The following is an 18,578-nucleotide window of genomic DNA, read 5'->3' as shown; positions in this document are numbered from 1 at the left end:
AGATGTTGTTTTTTGTAAAGTCCTAAGCGTTAGGTCTGTATATTTTTTCGTAGAGAGCGTCGTATTTTTCTCTAATAATACTACGTTTCATTTTCATGGTAGGAGTGAGGTGACCATCATCAATTGTCCATGCTTCAGGTGTTAATTCAAATCGTTTGATTTGTTCCCACTTTCCGAAGTGTTTATTGTATTTGTCTACTTCTTTTTGAATTCTATTGATAACAATATCTGAAGTTGCAATTTCGCTTTCTGATTTACCTATATTAAGATTTTTATGATCTATCCAGTCTCTGATAAAATCAAAATTTGGCTGTATAATAGCACCTGGCATTTTCTCGCCTTCGCCTACAACCATAACTTGTTCTATAAATAAGGATTGTTTTAAGTCGTTTTCTAAAAGTGTTGGTATAATGTACTTACCACCAGAAGTTTTAAACATTTCTTTTTTACGTCCTGTAATCTTTAAGAAGCCATCTTGATCGATAATGCCCTTGTCTCCTGTATGAAAGTAATTGTCTGTCATTACAGAATCTGTTTTTTCTGGGTCTTTGTAATAACCCAACATAACATTTGGTCCTTTGATTAAGATTTCACCATCTTCAGCAATTTTAACTTCAACGTTGTCTATTGGTTTTCCTACTGTGCCAACTTTATAGCAATTGTCTCTATACATACCTACGCCTACAACTGGAGAGGTTTCTGTAAGACCATAACCTTCCATAACTTGCATTCTGGCAGCTCCAAAAATTCTAGATAAACGCGGTTGTAGAGCGGCACTACCAGAGACCATAGTCGTTAATTCGCCTCCTAATGCTTCTCTCCATTTGCTAAAAATTAGTTTATTAGCGATGCTAAGTTTAAATTCGTACCAAGCTCCATTTGTTTTGTAGGGTTCCCATTGTTCACCTAATTCTACAGCCCAATAAAACAGCTTTTGTTTAATGCCAGAGAGCTCATCTGCTTTTAGCATAATTTTGTCAAAAACTTTTTCTAGCAATCTAGGTACTACACTCATTAAGTGTGGTTTTATTTCTTTGGCATTGTCACCAATTTTATCTAAACCTTCAGCAAAGTAAATACTTGTTCCTGCGTATTGATATATGTATATGAGTACGCGTTCAAAAATATGACAGATAGGGAGAAAACTTAATATTCTTGTTTCTCCATCTATTTTAGGTAATCGTTTTGAAGAATCTAAGGCATTACTCGTTATATTCCAATGCGATAACATAACTCCTTTAGGTCTTCCTGTGGTACCAGAGGTGTATATAATGGTGGCTAAATCATTTGGTTTTACGGCATCTTTTCTGGCTTCAACCTCATTTTGATTACTTTTATCTTTACCAAGTTCGAATAATTCAGAATAGTGTTTGCAACCATCGATATGATTGAAAGAATAGACTTCTTTTAATTTGGTGTTAGCCTGAACTTTTCTAACTTTTTCAAGAACTTCTTCGTCTGATACAAAGCAGTATGTGGATTCGCTATGGTTTAAAACATACTCGTAATCTTCAGCTGAAATTGTTGGATAGATAGGAATGTTTTGTGCACCAGTTTGAAGTATTCCGATATCCATAATATTCCATTCTGTTCTGTTGGTTGAAGAAATAACAGCTATTTTATCATCTTTCTGTACGCCAAGTCTTAATAATGCTCTACTTATGGTATTGGCTTTATCTATGTATTCTTGAGTTGACATTGGCGTCCATTTACCGTTGTATTTTGTAACCAAAGCTTTATCGGTTGGTTTATGTTTTAGTTGATAATATGGAAAATCAAAAAGTCGTTTTATGTCTGTCATAATCTAAAATCAGCAAAAAATATTAGGGGTATTTGCTAAAATAACAAATTTAGGGTTAATTATTTTGGAGTATAAAAATATTTCATGCTAAAAATATGTTTATTTATTATAACAAGCTTTTATTCAATACGATTGTAATAAAAAAAAGGGGCCATATAATTGAACCCCTTTTTTAGTATGATACTTGTTCCCCTAACTACTAACAAAATTTAAGTGATAACCCTAAGTGATTAATAAAGATCATCAGTAAAAAGTATCATTTCTTAGGCAAATATATCAATTACAGTTTATTTAAGTAGCTAGTTATTATTTAGTTTCAATTTATTTTCTGCTTTTTCATTCTTTTTAGCAATAAAAGGTTAAGGGAGTAATTACCTTAACCTTTTAAATTAGGGCTAATAACAGAAGTCTATTATAGTTTAGTAATTTTAAAACTTTGAGATTTGTTATCACTTGATATATTTAGGACATAAATACCAGTATGTAATGTTGAAAGATCTATGGTAGATGATGTAACGTTATTAGCCTTGAGAACCTCTTGACCTTGTATGTTGTATATTCTATAATTGTACTTTTGAATGTCTGTTTTTATATTAAGAATATTATTTACAGGATTAGGGTATATTTTAAAATCATTTGCTAAAGTATTGGTGATACTTAAAGTTGATTGAAGCTCGTAAGCACCAATATCTACCGTTGTGTCAAATATCCTTGGGTTGCCAGCAAGGTCTGTAGATTGGGTTACACCAGTATTAGTGCCTAAATTTACAACAGTAGAGTTTTCAGTTAATTTATAACCATTAACATTGTTTATACTATTGTATATAGGATCTGTATAGGTTATGTTATTTCCATCATTGATTATGCCTGATGGTATGTCACCATTGTTACTATCAGTTGAATTGAAGAATAAGCTATAAGATACATTTGCGCTACCAATACCATTATCGTTGTTAATATTACCATTAATACCAGAATTATTTGTGAAAATAGAATTTATGGCTACTAAATTACCGTTGTAAAAATGAATTCCACCACCTTTGTTACCAGTGTTATTAGCTATGGTAGCATTGGTTAGGTTAACGGTACCGCTTTCAATTGAGATAGCTCCACCATTACCTGAAGCATTATTTTTAAAGAATAATGAGTTATTAATGTTAAGTGTACCAGAAAAGTTTACAATTCCACCACCAATTCCATTCTCACCTGTACCTTCTGCATAATTTCTATGAAAAATACAATTAGATATAGTGTTATTACCTGCATTGTAAATTCCTGCGCCAGAACGACCAATAGCAAAGGTACTACCGTCTGTACTATCAGCATAAGAGTTTTGAATGATAAAGCCGTCTAATGTAATATTGTTTTTAACCATTTTTATTATTGTATGGCTATCTCCTGCATTAGAGGAGTTACTATTATTAATGTCTCCACTCAATGTGGTTGGATTATTCAACCAATTTCTATCGTTAACATTGGTTTCATTGCCACTAAACCCACCTAAAAGTGTTACACCTTCAGGTATTGTAAAAGTATCTGTATCTAAGGTTCCGGGTTTGTATGTGCCAGATGCCACCCATATTTCTTGTATTGTAGTACAGCTTTCGGCAAGACTCAAAGCTTCGTTTAAATCAGGTATTGCATTGGCCCAAGATAGGCCATCGTTTGTACCACCACTTACATTGGCATTTACAAAAATAACGTTACCGCTGTATATGGTACATCTACTTTCGTATGGTCCTATGTCTATAGTTCCATTTACAATTCTAGAGTTGCCATCTAAATCCTCAGTTTCATTGTTATAGCTGTTATTTCCAGCATCTAATAAAGGCGAACTGCTGCTAAGTCTGTAATTATCATTGGTGGCATCAATAAATTCAGGGTCAGAGTTTATAATATTGTTATTTCCAGAGATACCAAAATTAGAATCAAAATTAGTGTTGTTGGCAGTAAAAGAGCTTGAGGCGTCTCTTCCCATATCATTTCCTGGGTTTATAACTATGGTGTTTTGTAGTGTTACATTTGAATTTGAAAAAGCACCAATTCCGCTTCTATCGTTAGATGTGTTGTCCACCAAGGCATCGTTGGTGAAAATAGAGTTTGAGCTTTCTGTCAAATAAATTGTACCAGCTTGTATACTACCATTGTTTTTGGCGTAAAGGTTGTTTGTAGATGTTATATTACCAGCAGAAATTAAAATAGCACCACCATTTGTAGCAGTATTATTTATATACTCTGAATGCTTACTGGTGAGATTTCCAGAAATCATAATTATAGCTCCGCCATAGGCAGTAGATGTATTGTTAGAGAATTTAGAATGACTAATATTTAAGTTGGCATTAGCAACTAATATTGCACCACCTGAGCTTGAGGTTTGGCTTTCCGAGATTACTTGTGCATTACCATCTTTGAAATGAATGCCTTCAATAGTTAAATTTTTGCCATCAGAAAACAAATGTCTTTGATTGGCGCCTGCCTCCATTTGCAATATAGTTGTATCCTTTCCATTTCCGGATAAGGTTATGTTGTTTTTAAATATTTGAGAAGTTTCGGTAATTATTATTGGTGTATTGTTTGTAATAGGATCAAAAAAAACGGTTTTACCCTCACACAAGTTTAACACGGCTTTGCTAAATGAACCAAAAGCATTGCCAGTAACTTGTGTTACAACCTGATCGTTACATCCGTTCTCGTAGGCTCCTAAATCATAATTACTTCCAGTTTGCCTAGGGTTACCATCTAAATCCGTTTCGTTTAAATAGTTTGATAGTTCGCTATCACCAGCATTAATAGTTGAAGAAAATGCTAAAACTCTAAAGTCATTATTAGAGGCATCATAAAATCCAATATCACCTTGTACTTGAGTATATGGTTCTGAGCCAATGACATTAGGAACTGTTATTGTATTGTTTGAAAAAATTCTTTTAAAATCTATTCCTGCATTACTTTCACCATAAATAGTGTTTGCAACACTGTTGTTGTCAACGTGAATACTATTGTAGGTTTTTAGTTTCTGATTTACATCTAAATATATAGTGCTTGCATTTGCAGTTGCTGTATTGAAAGCAAATGTGTTGTTTCGTTCTTCTACTGCAGATGCATTAGAGCTACTTTCTAGTGCAATAGCACCACCATATTCTGCAGTATTGTCATTAAATAATGAATTATAGATTGTAGTGTATGGATTGCTTCTAAAAATAGCACCACCTTTTGTACCTGCAGTATTAGAAATAAATTTACAACGACTAAATAATGCAGTATCAGGGTTGCCACTACCACCACCTAATACAACAGCACCTCCACGTGCAGTAGCAGTATTGTTTTCAAAAGTACATTCTATAATGCTTAAATCAGTTGATATTGCTGTAATTGCACCGCCTTCTGTGGCATGGTTGTTTTTAAAAACACATCTAGAAAGGTTTAGTGATGTTGGGTAACTAGAGCTTAGGCTTTTTATTAAAATAGCGCCTCCATAAGCCTCATAAGTATTTACAACACCATTTGTGTAGCCATCCATAAATACAATGTCACTAAAGCTAACACCATTGGCATTTTCAATATCAAAAAGTCTTTGGTTAGCATTCATTTTAATGTATGCAGTTACAGGATAGTTTATAGGAAGTCCAGAAACTCTTCCCAAAATACTTACGGTTTTGTTGATGTATATTGATGAATTGAGCATTATTGGATTAGATTCAGAGCCAGCTATACCGTCAAAAATGATTTTATCACCTGGATTGGCATCGATTACTGCTTGGCGTAATGTTCCTGGTCCACTGTCGTTTGTACTGGTAACAACTATTGTTGCAGAAAATGCAGATGTTACAGAAAGCATAAATAATAAATAAAGTAGTGTTGTTTTCATGGTTATATTGATTTGATAGCTAAATTATTGACGATGATGGTTTTATTCAATACGTAGGTCTACGTAGTGTGAGTATGATAAAAAAGAAGAGGCCAAAACATTTTAAAGTTTTGACCTCTCGAAGGGTTGATTAATAGCCTCTTTTAATTTTGTTTTATGATTTTAAAACTTTCAAATTTATCATCAATAGACAGCTTGAGCATGTATATTCCAGAAGGTAGCTTAGATATATCTATAGTTCTGGCAGTTTGGTGTTTTGCTTTTAATATTTCTTGACCCTGAATATTGTACAAATTATAGCTGTATTCTATACTGTTTGTTTTAATGTTAAGTATGTTGCTTGTAGGATTAGGGTAGATTTTAAAATCATTTGCAAAAGTATTAGTAATGCTCAAAGTTGATTGAAGCTCGTATGCACCAATATCTATAATGCCGTCAAATATCCTTGGGTTGCCAGCAAGGTCTAAAGGTTCGTTTGCAATTGTATTATTTCCGGCATTAACTAAAGGCGAACCGCTTAGAATGCTGTAGTCATCACTTTCGGAATTGGTAAACATTGGACTGGTTACTGATGTTCCGTCTATATTTCCAGTTCCAATTGGGTTTTCATTTTGTAAATATGAATAATTAATTGAGTTTGTACTACTACCAGCATTGTTAATGTTGTTGTTTGAATTTGATGCTATGTTTTCATGAAGTACACTATTGGTAATATTTACAGTAGAAGAAAAGCTATGGATTGCACCTCCGTTGACAGAATTGTTATTTACTAAAGTATTGTTTATAATATTAAGTGTACCTCCTTGAGGCGATATAGCACCACCTTCTGCAGATGCTTCATTATTATAAAACAAGCTATTGGTTATAGTGGTAGTTTCTGGACCAAATTTAATAAAGGCACCACCAACACCATTACTGCCACTACCTATAGCTATATTGTTTCTAAAAATACAGTTGGTTATTGTTAAATTATCTGCATTGCGTGCATAGATTCCTGCTCCTGAGCGACCAATTGCTGCTTGTGAATTGTCTGAAGCATCGTCAGCGAAACCATTTTCAATTATTAAACCATCTAATATTACATTATTGCCATTAATGGTAATTATTGTGTGAGCATCTTGAGCATCTGGTAATGATGAATTGTTTAAGTCACCACTTAAAATGGTAGGATATAAAAAGTAATCTCTATCAGATTCATCTGTGACGTTATTTACAGGTGAAAAGCCACCTTTAATAATCAATTCAAAATCAATATTAAATGATTTTTCTTGTTTAGAGTTTTTGTTTGTAAGATATACGCCTTCTGCTATATGTATTTCGTTTATGTTGCAGTTTCTGGCATCTTTAATAGCATCTTCTAAAGTAAGAAATGCGTCTTCCCAGTTATAGCCTGTGCCTTTCCCTGATGATGCCGAAGCATCTACATAAACAATATTAGAGGGATTGCACAAATCAATTTTAAATAACTCTTTACCTACATCTATATCGTTGTATGTTAAATATAATCTATTGTTAGAAGGGGTTAAATTCTCAAAATCATCATCTAAAACAACTGTTGTTATTGTGTTGTTTTCATCTATAAAGTACAATTCATTTTCTGTACTCATAAAAAGCTTGTCTGCTACTATGGCAAACTCTTCAATGTACTGTACATTACCAACAGGTTCTGTAGTAGTGCCATTAGTTCTGTATAGCCATGTGCTATATGTTGTTCCAGAAGGGTTAGATTCAAAGTACAAATACCCATTATATTCTATAGAAAGAAAATCTGAAACCATATGACCTTCTTCAATTAGGTCGTCTACAAGAGATACTGAATTGCCATCGGTTTTATATAGTCTATCATTATTTTCGTTATTTTTTGCATTAAAATAGACATTGTCGTTAAAAGCAATAAGTTCACTTGGGTTAGAGCTTATGTCACCAAAATCATACGAAAATAAATCATCAATAATGTAAGTGCCTGCATCTGTCCCGTCAGATCGGTAAGGTTCTCTTCCGCTAGATCCATAAGCAGAAAATATTAAAATATCTCCTAAAGAAGTAAAATTACTAGGTGACGAAGGATTAGTACCAGATCTGATATTTTTTACCATTGTAGTATTGGCAAGTGTACCATCGGTTTTCCACAATTCTGCGCCTGTAGTTGCATTATAACCACTAAAATAAATGTAATTATCAGTATGCACATATAATTCTGTAGTATTACTGAAAATTGAACTATTTGCAACTGCTATTGTGCCAGGTTCTGTAAGGTTAGACTGCCATAATACAGAATCGTTAGTGTCACTGGTTGTTATAACGAAGTATAAAATATCATTAATCTCTACAAAGTTGCTTGAATAGTGATTTAAGCCACCATTTGTTAACGTTTTTACCAATTGCGTTCCTGCTACTGTACCATCACTTTTCCATAGTTCGTAATTAGAGTTTTTATTAATAATAAAAACATAATTACCATTGTAAGTTGTTGATTCTTGTATGTATTCTATTTCAGAGAGCATTGAGGTACCGTTTTCACTACCATCACTTTTCCATAATTCATATGTGTTACTGACCTCATTGTAGTAAGAAAATATCAATAATTCATCATCTATGACACTAAGCTTATCTATACTTGCATCTTGGGTTGATGATCCTGCATTTAAAATTTCGGTAGCTTCTCCAGTAGAGGTATTACAAGACCATATTGCGTTATAGTTGTCGATAAAATTACTACATACTATGTTATTTGAGGATGTGTAACCCATTACTTTTCCATTAATTTCCGAGCTTAATAAAGTTGTTCCGGAAGTAGTGCCGTTTGTTGTGTACAACCCTGTATTAGTATTTAAATAGTTTGTACCGTTGACTACTTTGAATCCAAATGAAAAGTTGTGCGAAAAAATAGTTTCTATTGTATTACCATCTAACTTATACAAGTGATATTGATTAGGTGTGTTTCCACTATAAAACAATAAGTAGTCATTTGTTTCTAATGAATTAAATTGTGTATCATACATTAATGGAGCGCCTGGCGAATTTGTAAATTGTGTGGTTCCAGAAGATGTGCCATCTGTTTTGTAGATATATATATTGCCATCTGAGTTAATTGCATTAAAGTATACGTGTCCGTTGAACGTTGTTAAGTAGTAAGGATTAGAACCACCTGAGGTGTTTATATTAGCTAGCATGGTATCTGTATTGGTTGCATAATCGTAGCTGAATATTTCTTTATTAAAAACACTAGCACCTTCTTGTCTGGTGTGTATAATTAGATTTCCTAAAACAGCATAGTTAAACCCTACATTGTCATCTATGTCTACGGTAGAAGTTCCTGCAACCGTACCATCACTTAAAAACATTCTTAAGTTATCATTTTCATTTTTATATATAGTCATAATCTGGTTGTTAAAAACGCTCAACTTATTTGAAGTTTGTTCTATAACTATATCCGAAGAAATTTTGAATGTTCCTGCATTAGTTCCATCAGTAGTCCAGATTTCACGATTACCATCATTTATGCCAACGAAACTATATTTATCATTGATAAGATAGTATAGGTTGCCATTTATATAATCTAGATCTAGGTCTTTTATTTTAATAGTACCGCTTTCAGTACCATCAGTTTCCCATAATTCTAATGAGGTTTCAGTCTTAATAAAAAAGTTAGCGACATTGTTAGCTGGTATCTTAAACAGAGCACTGAAATTAGTGTCTTCTATACCTGGTGTAATATCTTTAAGAAGATATGTACCTGCTGTAGTACCATCACTTATCCAAAGCTCAAAACCGTAAGTGTCTTCGCCTGAAGTAAAAATAACTTTGTTCCCAAAATTTACAGACCTTGAACCTAAGTTTGTAAAAGTTTCTGTATTTGCGTTTGTGTTGATATCTTTTATAAGATCTAGTTGTTGTGCTGTTCCTTTGTTGAATAACACAAGAGCAATAGTTGTAATAAGAAATGTAATTTTTTTCATAACTATATAGGTTATTGATTCTATATGCTAAATTATATTAGTGTAGAGCTCTATTCAATACGTAGGTCTACGTAATGTAATTAGGATATTTTGATACTGAATAAAAGAAAGTCCAACGCTACGTTTAAACAGGTTTTCAATGTTTTTGGTATCGTATTGATAGCGTTTAGAAAGTTGTTTTAGTGATGTGTTTTCGTTTAAAAAGTGAAGGTGAAAAATAATACTATCTAATATTGAAGGTGTAAGATCTTTAAGTTTAGGTGTATTTAGTTGCGCTAAAAATTCATCAGAATTGGTAGCCTCTATAGTTATATTATTCTGAGTAAGATGATCTACATATGTTGGTCTGCATTTAACTACAAATTGAGAATGTTTTAATTGAAAAGGGGTTGCAAGTGGCTTATGATAGGTTGTGTTGTTTTCTTCAGAATATAAAATATAACTATATCCATCGGGTTGTAATAGATGATAGTCTTTATTGCTTATGCTTACATAAAAGATATCTACAACCCAATAATTAATAGGTAAATGATATTTGTGCTTAGTGATAATAGGATGTTACAATTTTATAAGTTTCAAAATTATAACATATTGTTTGGTAGTAAAATACGTAGGCTTACGTATTAAAAAGATCTGGGTTTTGTTTTAACCAGACAAAAAGTGCATTTTGGTTGGTGGTATCTATCTCTAGCTTTTTTATAATGTTGCTTCGGTGTTTTTCAACAGTACGTTTAGAGATAAATAGCTCTTCGGCAATCTGTGTACTGTTGAGGTTTTTTTCTAAGTATTTTAATATTTTTAATTCGGTAGCAGTTAAAGTTTCAATAGATGTATTAGTGCTGCTATCAAAATGAACTGTGCTTTTTAGTTTCTTTCCTATGTACGTGTTGTTATTATTAATACTATCTAAGCATAGCTCTAACTCTTCTAAAGCACTATCTTTTGTAATGTATCCATGTATAGTTTTTCCTACTTCGTTTAGTAACGATTCTTGCTTATGAAGTGTTAAAATAATAACTTTAGTATTTATCTTATTGCGTTGTATTTCTTGTGCGACTTCGAGCCCATTTAGTTTAGGCATGTCAAAATCCAGTATAGCAATATCAGGAACTTGTTTTGAAATTTTGTTGTACGCAGTATTACCGTCGGTTGCAGTATCAATAACTTTAAACCACTTTTTTTCTAAAAATTCTTTTGTTCCATTAAGTAGTAATGGGTGGTCATCTGCAAGAATGATAGTTGTTGGCATTGTTTAACGTTTAGGAACTTTTATTTGTATCGTTGTGCCTTTTCCTTTAACAGAATCAATACTCAACTGAGCACCGATTATTTGGGCACGCTCTTTTAGAGTTTTTAATCCAAGGCTATCAATAATTTGACTGTTTTCAGACACGTCAAACCCAATACCATTATCTTTTATTTGAAGTAATACAGAATCGTTGAGGTTTTCAACCATGATGTTACAAGCTTTAGCTTTAGAGTGTTTTTCAACATTGTTTAAGCATTCTTGTAGCATTCTAAAAACAAAAATTTCTTTGTCTTTAGAAATTTCTAACTGTTCGATTTCAATAACTTCTGAATAGAAGATGTCAGAGTTTTTCTGAAAATTCTCAACCGTATTTTTAATTGAAGCTAATAAACCTAATTTTTCAAACTGAAAAGGATGAAGACTTTGAGATATATGTCTCACTTCATCAATAGTGTCGTCTATAATTTTGGTGTCTTGGTTTTGCGTATCGTTGAGCAAAACTTTATTTTTTATAAGTAACAGACTTTGGCCCACACTATCGTGAAGTTCGCTAGAAATACGTTTACGTTCGGTTTCTACATTTCTAATTAAATCTTGAGCAAAGGTTTTTTGTAGTTGTGCTTTTTTTTGTGAAAATCTTCGAGAACGCCATAAAACGATAATACTAAACAGTGCTATTAATGCTAAAATGCTAAACCATAAGGTTTGTTTTTTGAGTTTGTTTTGTTCATCTAGAAGTGCAATTTCACTATTTTGTTCTTCTATCTTTTTGTCTCGTTTTGCAGTTTCATAAAGCGTTTGGTAATAGGTTAGTGCTTTGGTTTTTTGTACAGACTGTATAGAGTCTTCAATTTTTTTTGAAGCTTTATAAAACGAAAGTGCTTCATCAGGTCTGTTTAATTTTTCGTAGACTTCAGATAAGAATTTCTGAGCCTTTCTCTTGCCTTTAATGTCGTTACTTGTAGAGACAATGTTTAAGTGCTCTATACCAAGTGTCTTTGCCTTTTCGTAGTCTTTTTCAGCAAAAGCTAGCTTTTTTATGGCTTTATAATATCTAGCTTTATGGATGCCTTCTGTGTTTTGTTGGTCTTTTTCAACTTCTTTTAAATAGAATTTTGCCTTTTCTAAACTATCATTTTCGGCATAAGCAATAGTGAGCGCATTCAATAAAATAGGGTTGAAGTAATTGAAATGATTTGATTTTTTACAAACCACCATAGCTTTGTGAAGATTCTCAATGCGTTGGGTTTCTAAACCTAGCTTTTTTAAATCGTTTGCTTCATTAACATACAAGGAAATAAGCTGTCCGTAACTTTTAGTTTCGGTGGCTAATTTTATAGTTTCTTTACGTTCTTTTTGAGCTTCTTGTATAAAACCATTAGCACTATACAATATGGCTAAGGAGTTTTTAGCAGCTATAATATTGAAAGTGTCTTTTTCTTGGGTGAAAATTTCTGAAGCTTGTTTTAGAGTTTGCGAAGCCAACGCAAATTTTCCTTCATCAGAATAGGCATAACCTTTATACAGAATAGCAAATCCTTTAACCCGATTATCATTAGCTTTTTCGGCATAAGTAATGGCTTTGTCGTAGTGAGACATTGCAGAGTCTACTTGCTTGGTAAAGTAATAACTATCGCCAGAGTCTATATATAAACCTGCTAAATTTCTAGCACTAATATTATTTTTTAAGGCTTTAAAATAAGTATTGAAAATAGCAATGCCTGTTTTAGGTTTTCCTAAAAAATTATTGTGATAATTAATAAGGTTTGTAGTATTGTAAGCCGCAATATTAAAAGAGTCTAGCTTTATAGCGAGATCTATAGTAGTACGTGCAATAGAGTCGTAAGGAAAACTAGATTTATCTCTAACAACCGATGTTAGGCTATCTAAAAGAAATAACTTTTTGGCATTATCCTTTTCAGATTGTATTTCAGTTTTTAGTTGATCTACGAGTGGTTTTAAATCTGAATCTTGAGCATTTACAGATAAAAAAAATAGTAGAGAAAATACGAGTGAAAGTTGTTTCATTTGGGGTAATTTCTCTACTAAATTAATTAAAAAAAATAATTAGTTGTTCTCAATCCACTTTCTAGCATTTACAAAAGCTTCTAACCAAGGCGACACTTCATCTTGTCGTCCATCAGGATAGTTAGCCCAATTCCATTGGAATGTAGAACGCTCAATGTGTGGCATAGTCACTAAATGCCTTCCAGTTTTATCAGTCATCATAGCTGTGTTAAAATCTGAACCATTTGGGTTGTGAGGATATTCAGCATAACCATACTTTGCTACAATATTGTATTGATCTTCAGCATAAGGAAGGTTGAATTTTCCTTCACCATGAGAAATCCAAACACCTAGTGTGCTACCAGCTAACGTTGAAAGCATAATAGAGTTATTCTCTTGAATTTTTACAGAGGTAAATGAGCTCTCGTGTTTATGAGAATCATTATGTACCATTTTACCATGCTGCTCATGCTCTGGATTAATAAGATCTAGTTCCATCATTAACTGGCAACCGTTACAAATACCAACCGAAAGCGTGTCTTCTCTTTCAAAGAAATTTTTAATGACTTCGTTGGCTTTGTCATTGTATTTAATAGCACCAGCCCAACCTTTAGCAGAGCCTAAAACATCAGAGTTTGAGAAACCACCAACAGCACCAAGGAACTGAATGTCTTCTAATGTCTCACGACCAGAAATTAAATCGGTCATGTGTACATCTTTAACATCAAAACCGGCTAAGTACATAGCATTTGCCATTTCACGTTCAGAGTTACTTCCTTTTTCACGTAAGATAGCAGCTTTAGGTCTTGGTTTGCTACTGTCAATACTAGGTAATTTACCTGTAAAATGACTTGGGAATGTATATTGAAGTGGTTGTTGCTTGTAGTTGTTGTAACGTGCTTCAGCTAAACCATTAGCAGTTTGTTTCTGGTCGAGTAGGAAAGAGGTTTTGTACCACATATCTCGTAATCTCGAAACCGTCATGGTAAATACGTCGCTTCCGTTGATGATGCTTAATACATCAGCATCAGTTACTTTTCCAATGTTATGGAAGGTAATCCCAGCTTCAGACAAGGTGTTTTCTATACTGTTATCTGTAGATTGAATAACAATACCAGCGTTTTCAGCAAATAAAACTTTGAATGAATCTTTTTCAGCCAATTCAGTAATGTCTAATTCTGCACCAAGATTGTTATCTGCAAAACACAATTCAAGTAAAGTTGTAATCAATCCACCAGAAGCCACATCATGACCAGCAACAATTTTATTGTCTTTTATTAATTGCTGAATCGTGTTAAACACAGTTTTAGTATAAGCTGCACTTTTTACACTTGGTGTGCTGTTTCCTACTTTATTATTGATTTGTGCAAACGAGCTACCACCAAGTTTAAAATCATCTTGCGATATATTGATATAATAAATATCGCCTTTATCCTTTTTGAAAACAGGCTCTACCACCTTGGAAATATCGTTACAATTTGCTGCAGCAGAAATGATAACTGTACCAGGAGAAATAACATCACCATCAGGATATTTTTGTTTCATAGACAATGAATCCTTGCCTGTTGGTACGTTAATACCTAAATCTATTGCAAATTCTGAAACCGCTTTTACTGCTTCATATAATCGAGCATCTTCACCTTCATTTTTACAAGGCCACATCCAGTTAGCAGAAAGCGAAACACTTTGCAAACCATCTTTTAATGGTGCCCAAATAATATTTGTTAAGGCTTCGGTAATAGAATTGCGACTACCAGCCACAGGATCTATTAATCCTGAAATAGGTGAGTGGCCAATACTTGTGGCAATGCCTTCTTTTCCTTTATAATCTAAAGCCATTACACCTACATTATTTAATGGAAGTTGTAATGGACCAGCACACTGCTGTTTGGCTACTTTACCACCAACACAACGGTCTACTTTGTTAGTTAACCAATCTTTACAAGCTACAGCTTCGAGTTGTAATAGTTGGTCTAAGTAATCGTAAAAATTATCTGAATTATAGGATAGATCACTGTAGTTTTTATCAACCGTATGATCTGTCATTATAGTTTTTGGAGAGCTACCAAACATGTCTTCTAAAGCCAAATCCATTGGTTTATCACCATTGGTTTTAGATTCAAAAGTAAAACGATGCTTGCCAGTAACCTCACCAACATCGTAGATAGGTGAACGTTCTCTGTCTGCAATTTTATGTAATGTGTCTAAGTGTTTTTCTGAAATGACTAATCCCATACGCTCTTGAGACTCGTTACCAATAATTTCTTTGGCAGAAAGGGTAGGATCACCCACTGGTAATTTATCTAAATCGATATGTCCACCTGTGTCTTCAACCAATTCTGATAAACAGTTAAGATGTCCACCAGCACCATGATCGTGAATAGAAACAATTGAATTTTCATCACTCTCTACCATACCACGAACCGCATTGGCAGCACGTTTTTGCATTTCTGGGTTTGAACGCTGTACGGCATTTAGCTCAATACCACTATCAAATTCGCCAGTGTCAGCAGACGATACAGCAGCACCTCCCATACCAATTCGGTAATTATCACCACCTAAAATTACGATTTTGTCACCTTCTTTAGGTGTGTCTTTTATGGCTTGATCTGCTTTTCCGTAACCAATACCACCAGCTTGCATAATCACTTTGTCATAACCGATTTTATCAGTACCTTCTTGGTGTTCAAAGGTTAAAACAGAACCACAAATAAGAGGTTGCCCAAATTTATTTCCAAAATCAGAAGCTCCGTTAGATGCTTTAATTAGAATATCCATTGGAGTTTGGTACAACCATTTGCGCTCAGGAAACGCCTTTTCCCAAGGACGCTCTTCTTCTAAACGCGAATACGATGTCATATAAACAGCTGTTCCGGCTAACGGAATAGAGCCTTTACCACCAGCAAGTCTATCTCTAATCTCTCCACCAGAACCTGTTGCAGCACCATTAAAAGGCTCTACAGTTGTTGGGAAATTGTGTGTTTCTGCTTTTAATGAAATTACAGATTCATAATCTTTGGTTTGGTAATATTCAGGAACATCAGCACGCTTTGGCGCAAACTGTTCTACAACAGGTCCCTTTATAAACGCTACGTTATCCTTATATGCAGAAACAATATCGTTTGGATTTTGTTTCGAAGTTTCCTTAATCATTTTGAATAACGATGTCGGTTTTTCTTCTCCATCAATAACGAATGTTCCGTTGAAAATTTTATGACGACAGTGTTCTGAGTTCACTTGTGAGAAACCGAATACTTCAGAGTCTGTTAATGGACGACCAATCTTTTTTGAAACACCTTCAAGATATTCAATTTCTTCGTCGCTAAGCGCTAAACCTTCTTGTTGGTTATATGCCGAAATATCTTCAATATTCTGAATCGCTTCAGGTTGAATGTTTATGGTGAAGATGTCTTGATCTAAGCTTGAAAACTTTTCAGAAATCATTGGGTCGTACCCTTTAAAATCTTCAGATGTAGAAATGAATTCTTCAATTCTAATGATGCCAGAAATTCCCATGTTTTGAGTAATTTCTACAGCATTTGTACTCCAAGGCGTTATCATGGCAGCTCTTGGACCAACAAAAAAAGCATCTACTGATGCTTGTTCTATTTTTGGCTGGTCGCCAAATAACCATACTAATTTAGATATGGTTTCTGTTGATAATTCTTTTGTGGCTTGAACAGCAAATACTTTGCTGTTTTGGTTTCCAAAGAAATGAATCATTTATGTGTTGTGTTTGGTGAAAAATTAAAAGACAAAGTTAATTTATTTTGTCAATATGAACGCTATTTATTTAAAGCTAAAGGAAAGACTTATTCAACAAGTTTTAAACAAAAAAGAGCAGCTAAAAAGCTGCTCTTTTAAATTATGATTTAATCAGTTTTTTACTGATTGTTTTGTTGTTTTGAGTAAACTTGATGATGTACACACCTGTCTTTAAACTCTCAAGGTTAAGACGCTTTGTACTTGATAACTGATTTTTGTAAACTCGCTTGCCTAAAACATCAAAAATCTCAATTGTTGTTGCTTGTGGATTTTTAAGGTTAACATTTAAATACGATCCTACAGGATTTGGGTAAATAGTAAGACGATCCAAATCATTTTCATTAATACTCAATGAAGAATAGCACGTCCATGATAAATCATCAATACCCACTCTTGCGTCTCCAGAGTCGTTATCAGAGATTTCTACAGTAACATTACCTTCTATATTAATATTGCTAATTGTGGTTGTTTGCTGAGTATCGCTGTAAGGTATAGTACCAACTATATTGCCGTTAACAACAACGTTTAGGTTGCCATCTGTGCCAGAAAAAATTCGTTGTGTTGTTACTGTAAGGTTGCCTATACCATCTGTTGCAGTTGGTGAGGTTAACACACCAGAATCAGAACTGCCTCTATAGTCTATTAAAATTGCTCTGTTGTTAATGCTTTGATCGGTTCTGGCTTCCGTTGCATTCCATGTACCATTAGTACCTGTCCAAGTTCTGCTTGTGTATTGCGAGCTGTTGGCAGGAATGTTTTCAAAATCTTCTACAACACAATCACTTCCTGGAGTACCAACTTCTGTAGTTGTACCATTTACAGCATTGCTTTGAGACGACTCGTTGCCTGAAGTATCAATTGCAATAACATAAAATGAATATGTAGTCTCAGGAGTTAGGTTAATAATATTTGCAGCAGTTGCAGTAACATTGGTGTTAAAAACACCATCTACATAAACATCGTAAGACTCTACACTAACATTGTCGGTAGAGGCTGTCCAGCTAATGTTTATAGAAGTAGAAGCTTCATTGGTAACCACTAAATTAGTTGGTGCAGTTGGCGCTTCGGTATCTGGAGTAGATACCCAAATAGCATTTACCCATTCTGGATGATCTACAAAAGGATTTCTATTACTCTGATGGTTGTAATAGATATTATTATTTCTGTCTATTTCTTTTTGAGAAACAGGATCGTTTTGATGCCATGTTAAAAGAATACTTAAAAATGGATCATCTAATACTTTGTCTGAGCTTCCGTCGAACATAGCATAGCTTCCCCAACTACCAACTTGGTCTTCGTATCGCGTTACAAAATAGAAGTATATACGAGCAATGTCTCCTTTAAATTCATCAATAGGTTCAAAAACGGTATTTGTATAACCAGCAGAATAACCACTATTGAGATTACCACCCAGTTTAGAACCATTTTGTGTTGGGTTAGAAATACCACTTTGGTTAACCAATTGGCTATCATCTACTACACCAAATGGGTAATTACTTCTAAAACCATTAACACGACCATCAGTAGGTAAGAGGTGGTGCGCATCGCTACGCATAGGTAAACTCTGATTAAAAACAGATTGCGGAATGATGTGTTCTTTGTTATAACAATCTCCTTCGCTATTGTAGTTTCCACATTCATCACTAACAGGTGAGAATGTATATGGGTCTGATCCTGTTGGGTTTTCTGAATAAGGGTCTAAAATAGTGTTGCTTCCGGTTTCATAATAGTTGTCTAAATCATAAGACGAAATAAAGCCATCCATAGCATTATAACCTTGATCGTTATGATTGTCTATGATGTTGTGAAGTTGCGTTTTTAAAGTGTATCCTGTGCCTGTTGCGCTATCGTAATAACCAGCAGGAATTTGTGCAAAAGCTACAGTTGAAAAAATTAAAGTAGCTATTAAAGTGTAGAATTGTTTCATCTATT

At 33.8% G+C, this 18,578-nt stretch carries 7 protein-coding genes; all 7 read right to left on the bottom strand.

The window, feature by feature from the left end; translation table 11 throughout:
• Positions 1-22: 22 nt before the first annotated feature.
• The 7 genes from P7122_RS12205 to P7122_RS12175 all read right to left on the bottom strand — a co-directional run bounded on the left by P7122_RS12205 (position 23) and on the right by P7122_RS12175 (position 18,573).
• Positions 23-1,801, bottom strand: a complete 1,779-nt coding sequence (locus P7122_RS12205; protein ID WP_278006082.1) for an AMP-dependent synthetase/ligase — start codon at positions 1,799-1,801, stop codon at positions 23-25.
• Positions 1,802-2,213: 412 nt separating this feature from the next.
• Entirely contained in the window at positions 2,214-5,666 is a 3,453-nt protein-coding gene (locus P7122_RS12200) for a choice-of-anchor Q domain-containing protein (RefSeq protein ID WP_278006081.1), read from the bottom strand.
• Between the two features lie 143 nt (positions 5,667-5,809).
• Positions 5,810-9,625: a T9SS type A sorting domain-containing protein gene (locus P7122_RS12195; protein ID WP_278006080.1), complete on the bottom strand. Its 3,816-nt coding sequence runs from the start codon at positions 9,623-9,625 to the stop codon at positions 5,810-5,812.
• A 616-nt stretch (positions 9,626-10,241) separates the two neighbouring features.
• Entirely contained in the window at positions 10,242-10,874 is a 633-nt protein-coding gene (locus tag P7122_RS12190; protein WP_278006079.1) for a response regulator transcription factor, read from the bottom strand.
• Positions 10,875-10,877: 3 nt separating this feature from the next.
• Positions 10,878-12,902, bottom strand: a complete 2,025-nt coding sequence (locus tag P7122_RS12185) for a tetratricopeptide repeat-containing sensor histidine kinase (protein ID WP_278006078.1) — start codon at positions 12,900-12,902, stop codon at positions 10,878-10,880.
• Positions 12,903-12,941: 39 nt separating this feature from the next.
• Complete coding sequence (purL, locus tag P7122_RS12180) at positions 12,942-16,604, bottom strand: phosphoribosylformylglycinamidine synthase (protein WP_278006077.1); 3,663 nt, start codon at positions 16,602-16,604, stop codon at positions 12,942-12,944.
• A 142-nt stretch (positions 16,605-16,746) separates the two neighbouring features.
• Entirely contained in the window at positions 16,747-18,573 is a 1,827-nt protein-coding gene (locus tag P7122_RS12175; RefSeq protein WP_278006076.1) for an endonuclease, read from the bottom strand.
• Positions 18,574-18,578: the final 5 nt, after the last annotated feature.

Origin of the sequence: Winogradskyella marincola (genome assembly GCF_029624125.1) — a bacterium.
Lineage (GTDB): Bacteria > Bacteroidota > Bacteroidia > Flavobacteriales > Flavobacteriaceae > Winogradskyella > Winogradskyella marincola.
This window is presented reverse-complemented; position numbering and strand designations above follow the sequence as displayed.